This is a genomic window from Dolichospermum sp. LEGE 00246 (genome assembly GCF_015207865.1).
Lineage (GTDB): Bacteria > Cyanobacteriota > Cyanobacteriia > Cyanobacteriales > Nostocaceae > Dolichospermum > Dolichospermum heterosporum.
The window spans coordinates 1-5816 of the sequence record NZ_JADEWA010000350.1 but is presented as its reverse complement, the minus strand read 5'-3'; the positions used below and the strand labels follow the sequence as shown (position 1 = coordinate 5816).

5 protein-coding genes are annotated in these 5816 nt (G+C 35.3%); 2 read left to right on the top strand and 3 right to left on the bottom strand.

All coding sequences use genetic code 11. The annotated features are described in order from the left end of the window. Together IQ228_RS19435 and IQ228_RS19430 are read right to left on the bottom strand one after the other, a co-directional pair. On the bottom strand, window positions 1-1166 hold a 1166-nt coding region (locus tag IQ228_RS19435), incomplete at its 3' end, for an XRE family transcriptional regulator (RefSeq protein ID WP_193964016.1). A gap of 412 nt (window positions 1167-1578) precedes the next feature. Continuing rightward, complete coding sequence (locus IQ228_RS19430; RefSeq protein WP_228043960.1) at window positions 1579-2760, bottom strand: hypothetical protein; 1182 nt, start codon at window positions 2758-2760, stop codon at window positions 1579-1581. A gap of 561 nt (window positions 2761-3321) precedes the next feature. On the opposite strand from IQ228_RS19430, the gene IQ228_RS19425 reads away from it, so the two are divergent. Both IQ228_RS19425 and IQ228_RS19420 read left to right on the top strand, forming a co-directional pair. Beyond that, complete coding sequence (locus tag IQ228_RS19425; protein WP_370566913.1) at window positions 3322-3756, top strand: helix-turn-helix domain-containing protein; 435 nt, start codon at window positions 3322-3324, stop codon at window positions 3754-3756. 572 nt (window positions 3757-4328) lie between these two features. Further along, entirely contained in the window at window positions 4329-5024 is a 696-nt protein-coding gene (locus IQ228_RS19420) for a LuxR C-terminal-related transcriptional regulator (protein ID WP_193964011.1), read from the top strand. Here IQ228_RS19420 and IQ228_RS19415 read toward each other — a convergent pair. After that, a complete protein-coding gene (locus IQ228_RS19415) occupies window positions 5013-5666 on the bottom strand; it encodes a DUF6753 family protein (protein ID WP_193964009.1) in 654 nt (217 codons plus the stop codon). The genes IQ228_RS19420 and IQ228_RS19415 overlap by 12 nt on opposite strands. Between the last annotated feature and the right edge of the window lie 150 nt (window positions 5667-5816).

Below are 5816 nucleotides of genomic sequence, written 5' to 3'. Positions count from 1 at the left end.
TAATTATCTGGTAACTTTTTATTTCCTAGTAGCTGCTGATTTCTCTCCTTAGCAGATAAATTAGCTATTTCATCTGGCATTGCCCACAAAGGTCTTAACCACATTGGGTAGGTTATATCATCAAATTCAATCGTCATATTAACCTTATCTTTTAATAGCAGAAAAGCTTCTTCTAAATCTTCTTTTAATCGCCAACCATACCGATAATCACTCACTGCCTTCTCAATTTGAGAAGCTGGTAAGATATTACTCAATAAATTATGAATTGTGTAAGTACCATTTTTATGAGCGCGACTATTTTGAATAATGTACAAAGCTAGGCTGAAGGCTAATTTATGTTGATGTGGATCTAAATCAAAGACTTGCTTAGGCATAAACCCACATTGATAGAGGGCAGTTTTTGATTTTTCTCCTTCAGCATTGAGAAAATTATAAGTCCACAATCCGGGTTGTACACGAATAATAACTTCTAATAAATCTTCTGGTTCTTGAAATAAATTTGGTTGACTATATTCCTGTACACTTACCATCCAAAGTAAGCAACGTTCTTTAATACAAATATTTAAATCGCCTTCGTACCATTGAATAACTGCTCCCAAAGTACCCACAACCATAGCCAAATCTGCTATAGCTTTGAGTTTTTGTGATTTACTGAGTTTTTTACTTTTATATATTTGTAGCGTCTTAATTAGTTCTGAACCACGCAGGATAAAAGGCTCTTTCCAAGGTTCTTTTTGTTGTGCAGCATAAGTAGCAAATATTGCGTGTAATCTAGCAGCCATTACACCATACTTTTCCAGGATTTGATATTCTGCACTGTCTAAAATATATTGTGGTTGATGTGCTTGTTGGTGAAGTATGTAGAACTCGATATAACGACCTTTACCAAATTCTTTTGAGAAGTAAAGCTTGCCATCACTATATTTATTCCAATCGGGTTGTTTAAGGTATGCTTGGGTAGCACTAATAATTGGCGCACCTGTAGCTGTCATCTCGTAGTTATTGTTTATAAATAGTGGTTGTTCTGTGAAAGGAAGGTTTTTAGCTTTCCTAAATCGTTTAGTAGCTTTTGGTTTCTGCGGTATTTGTAGACCAGCGATTCCTAGTTGGCAGCCTGATAATTCAGGTTTGGAATGCCTCTTACTATTCTCTCCTATTGATACCAAAACTGTCCTCCCCCAAATTACCAAATGTTGACCTGATCAGAAGTTGCATTTCGCTGCCAATACTGATAAAACTTACCTGTGAATATGACAGATATATGGGTATATAAGAAAAACCCATACATCTTTAAAATTTGTATTAATGAATTGCTAAATTTATAAGACTTGCAACTTACAATACCTTCGCAAATTGGCCAAATATAAATCCCAAAGCCAATAAAATCTTGACCATATCAATAGGGTTTCAGGATTTTGGCGAAGGTATTGAACTTAACTACCCAGTTCCAACAAACGATCTTTTTGTATTAATTCTGATTAAGCTATGGTTACGCCACGTAATTTATTAGAAAGTTTTATTTTTATTGCCAGTTCTATTTACCCCAAATAGTTTCTTTTGGCTTAAAATTCCTGAATATCAGGCAACTTCTGAAACTGTAATGTCTATAAAATTTTGGTGAATATCTCTATTTTGAAGAGCATTCTTTTTGGAAATTGCCTCTTCCACAAGTTTTGCTACCCATTCCATTACTGCTAAATCTGACTTTTTAGCAGCATCTTGTATTAATGGTTGCAAGTATGCTGGCAGTTGTAAAGTCAGGTTGAAAGTTTCTCGTAAGGGGACTAAATTATTTCTGACTTCCGATGATTCTCCAAAGCGGTAAGTCCAGTATTCACATTCTGCACCCCTTTCGTTGCCGTCTTTCTCAACAAAACTTAACTTACCCAGGCGATCGCAATAAAAACTTTGGTGATCATCTTTGATCAACTCTTGACTAGAATGACGGCAATTCCAGCAACTACGGTTAGAATTATCAGTTGATTGGTGTTGTTGTTCAAAAGAATGCTTTTGCCTAGATTTATTTGCTGAGTTCTCTCGGTGGTACTCTCTGGCTACTTGGGCAACGTGATCAGATGTAACTTTTCCATTGGGGGCTGTAGAAACTGCTTTAGCCCAAGCTTCGCGTTGTTTTTCTGGGGGTAATGTTACTAAGGGTCTGATTTGGCGTTCGTTCGTAGGCAGAATTTGATTTTGTGATCCATGGGTCACATTTACAAAACTTTGTGATCCACAAGTTATAGTTTCAGGATTTTGTGATCCACGGGTCACATTTACAAAACTTTGTGATCCACGGGTCACATTTTCATAAACCAATGCAGCTTGTATCAAGCGATAAGCAGATCGTCGGGACATCTCCCAACGGTTAAGGCAATATTCATCAAAGGTTTTGTAACTTTGCCGATAAAGCTGTTTATCTCGAATTTGACCCAAAGATTGTCCGATGTCCCAAAAAGCTCTTAAACCCTTTTCAATTCTGCTTTCCAAAGTACCTAATTCTAGGGCTATGGCTGATTCCTCCTCCACACCAGAGCGTTTTCCACCAGGTAAGCTATCAGTTTCATTGGGCTGATGTTCCATATTTGATAGGTTTTGACTATCAGCCTGATTTTTTTCAGAGTTAGTCTCCAAACCGATTGGATCACTATCTTGGTCTTGGATAAAAGTAAAATTTTGTGTATCCAAAAAGACGGTAGAATTAGAGGATGACCTTATTTGGTTTTCTCCTCCACTAATAGAAGTTTGATTGAAGTCCGTCATATACGTCATAACTTTCCTTTGGTAGCGATGACACCTTGTTTGTTGACGGATGCTTTCTAAAGTACATTTTGTAACTTCTGCACCCTGCAATAATTATGGTTGCATAATGCAGTTTAAGTTGCATGATTACTTATTATTTCTTAATAATTTATTTTCTGATGTGATCCAAAATGTTTGATCTGCTTGTTGTCAGCACTTCTTCAGATTATTTTTCTCAAACTCTTGTAAAGGAAAGAGATTTAGTCTTAAATTAGTGAATAAAATGAGTAAGCAAGTCTTATCCACTTTGAGCCTTGCGAAACTCTTATGCCAAGATAAGCAGACCGTTGGTGAATGGATCACAAAAATCTAAAAGCTTTATGTAGCGGTTAGAATCGTGGATTTCATAAAGTGTCAAATGTTGTTTGAGGTTTCTTGTCATACACCAAAACAATAACCGAGAAATTACAGGTTATTTAATCCAATATCCTTACTGTAAACCCAATTCAGCGATTAGACATCAATCATTTGAATCCGCCAACGTAATCAGATAAATATAAAGTGGGATAAAAAGTAAATTTTATAACTGGTAGAACCAGGTTTTCTACTATGCAAGAACGTCAAAAACGATTAGCTCAGTTAATTGAACAGTTACTACAAGAAGGCTGGACTCAAAAAAAGTTAGCTGAAAGAATAGGAGTTGATGCCACAACTGTATATCGGTGGTTAAAAGCAAAAGTTGTTCCTGAAGCTGACTCTAAAAATTTCTTTCGTCTGGCAAGAGTGAGTGGTGGAGATAGCGAATTGTTGCAACAGTACTTGGATGGTCATATATCTTTATCTAGCTACCGTGAATGTTGCGAAAATAGTACATTGAATTATGCCAGAAATCTTAAAAATCGTCCTGTAGAGGATATTAAACAGGAAGTTTTGGCACAAATTACTCTGCTTGAACCAGCAGATATTTTGGATGTAATCTCTAAAAGTGCGAACTTCTTAGCAGCAAAAACAGCATGAACAGAAAATAAAAAGAGCATGAATAATAAATATATTATACTTAGCTCTTTCAATTGCACCCCTATCAAAAGGTATAAAATTAAGGTTGTATAGATATAATCTTCAATTTACTGAGTTTATAAGAGTCAATTCATGTATATTTTTGTACAAGTTTAGTAAAACATTTATACATAATAGATTAAGACTAATACAGCACGGCGTAAATAAGATAACCATTAAAAGCTATAAAAATTTGGTTGCTTGCAAGACTTAAAAAAGTATGTGTATTTACGCCAACTCGTACTAGCTGTTTTAACTGTGATGCAGATCACTGTTAAAAATAAATTATTGAATAATTATTAGAAAATTAAATTTTTCATGTTCCCACCTCAGAAATATAGTGGTTATTGTTGGGATACAAGATATTGTAGGGACGTGGCATAAATAAGATTTGTATTTACTTTCGGTGTTATGCCCCTGTTTCGATTTTGTATTGTATCTAATTCAACTCCGCTATTAGTTACCATTTTTCAAGATCATCACTAATAATTCTGAAAAATCCGATAATCCAACCTAAGTAGGAGGTAAATCAGATGATAAAAACAGTAATTATCGATGACCATGAGTTGAGTAGATATGGTATCAATGTGTTACTTACTGCTGCTCATGATATCGAGATTTGTGGGGAAGCTGAAACAGCATCAGAAGGACTCAAACTAATAAAAACTTATACTCCACATATAGCTCTTGTTAATCTGCGTCTTCCAGACGATAGTGGTTTTGAAGTCATAAGACAAATTAAACAAGTATCACCAATCACTAAAATAGTGATTTTTAATGCTCAAGCTATGGAAGATTCTGTTAGAGAAGCTTTCGCAGCAGGTACAGATTCATATTGCACAAGCACGATAGCCAAAGAAAAGTTAGCAGAAGCTATTTATCTGACACACAAAGGAGGAAATTGGTTAGATTCTGCCATCGCTAAAATATTAATTCAAAATTTGCAATTTCAACAATTAGTAATTACTCCCAGTCTAAAAATAAAACGAGTGTCCCGGCAATATTCGCTTAGTTCTAGGGAATTAGAGATTTTGCAAATGATTGCTATTGGTGATAGAAATAATCAAATTGCCGACAAACTTTTTTTGAGTGTAGGTACTGTGAGGTCTCATGTCCATCGCATTTTAACTAAACTCGATTGTCAAAACCGCGCTCAAGCTGCCACGAAAGCAATTGTAGAAGGACTGATAGATAGTCCTGAAATGGATCAAATCAGTTTAACGGCTTGATTTTGACTTTTGATTTAATTGATCTAGATAACGTTGTCGCTCGTCATTATTCACAACCCAAATCATACATCTCCCTTTTAATTGAGCTTTTTTGGCTCGACAAACACTCAAATCAAAATCGTTCCATTTCATAATTTGACGAGCAAATTCTCCGTCTTTTGACTTGGCCCAATTCAAAGTTTCTTGTTCTTCTCCAGTTAAGCGAACTGGTTCTGTTAACCCTCTACCTTTCCAAATAAAAAATATATTACCAGCCAGCATAACAACACCAAACATACCAGATAATACTAGGGTAGTTGCTATTAAAGGACTAAAGACGGATCTAGCTTTTTTTTGCTCGGTTTTACTTAACAAGGTTGATGCTGCTTTAGCGATCGCACTTTTTTGTTGAACAATGGCTACACTTGATGCTTTATCAAGTTTGTCATCTATTTCTGTTGTCCAACCCTCGACTACAGTATTAAGTTTACCGGGAATGTCTTCCATTAAGACCTCAAATTTACCCAGGGAACTTAATACCAAAAACAATGGGTCTTTAGGATTGATACCAGAACGTCTTACTACGTCAAGAACTTTCTGTTTAAAATGATCTGATTGTCCTGCTAATGTTGTATCTAAAGAAGCTTCTACAGAGGTGTTCATAATTTCATGTGCCTTTTTTAAGTTTCTTGATAGAGATGATGTGTCAATTTTTTATTGTCCTGAAATTTTCCACACATCTTATATTTTCGTTGGTTACTAAAATGCAATGATTAAGAAATCAAGCATCATAATTCTTGTCAAATTAGTAAT

Excerpts from the sequence above, each read along its gene's own strand:
- IQ228_RS19415 (WP_193964009.1), bottom strand. The coding sequence starts at position 5,666 with ATGAACACCTCTGTAGAAGCTTCTTTAGATACAACATTAGCAGGACAA.
- IQ228_RS19420 (WP_193964011.1), top strand. The coding sequence starts at position 4,329 with ATGATAAAAACAGTAATTATCGATGACCATGAGTTGAGTAGATATGGT.
- IQ228_RS19430 (WP_228043960.1), bottom strand. The coding sequence starts at position 2,760 with ATGACGGACTTCAATCAAACTTCTATTAGTGGAGGAGAAAACCAAATA.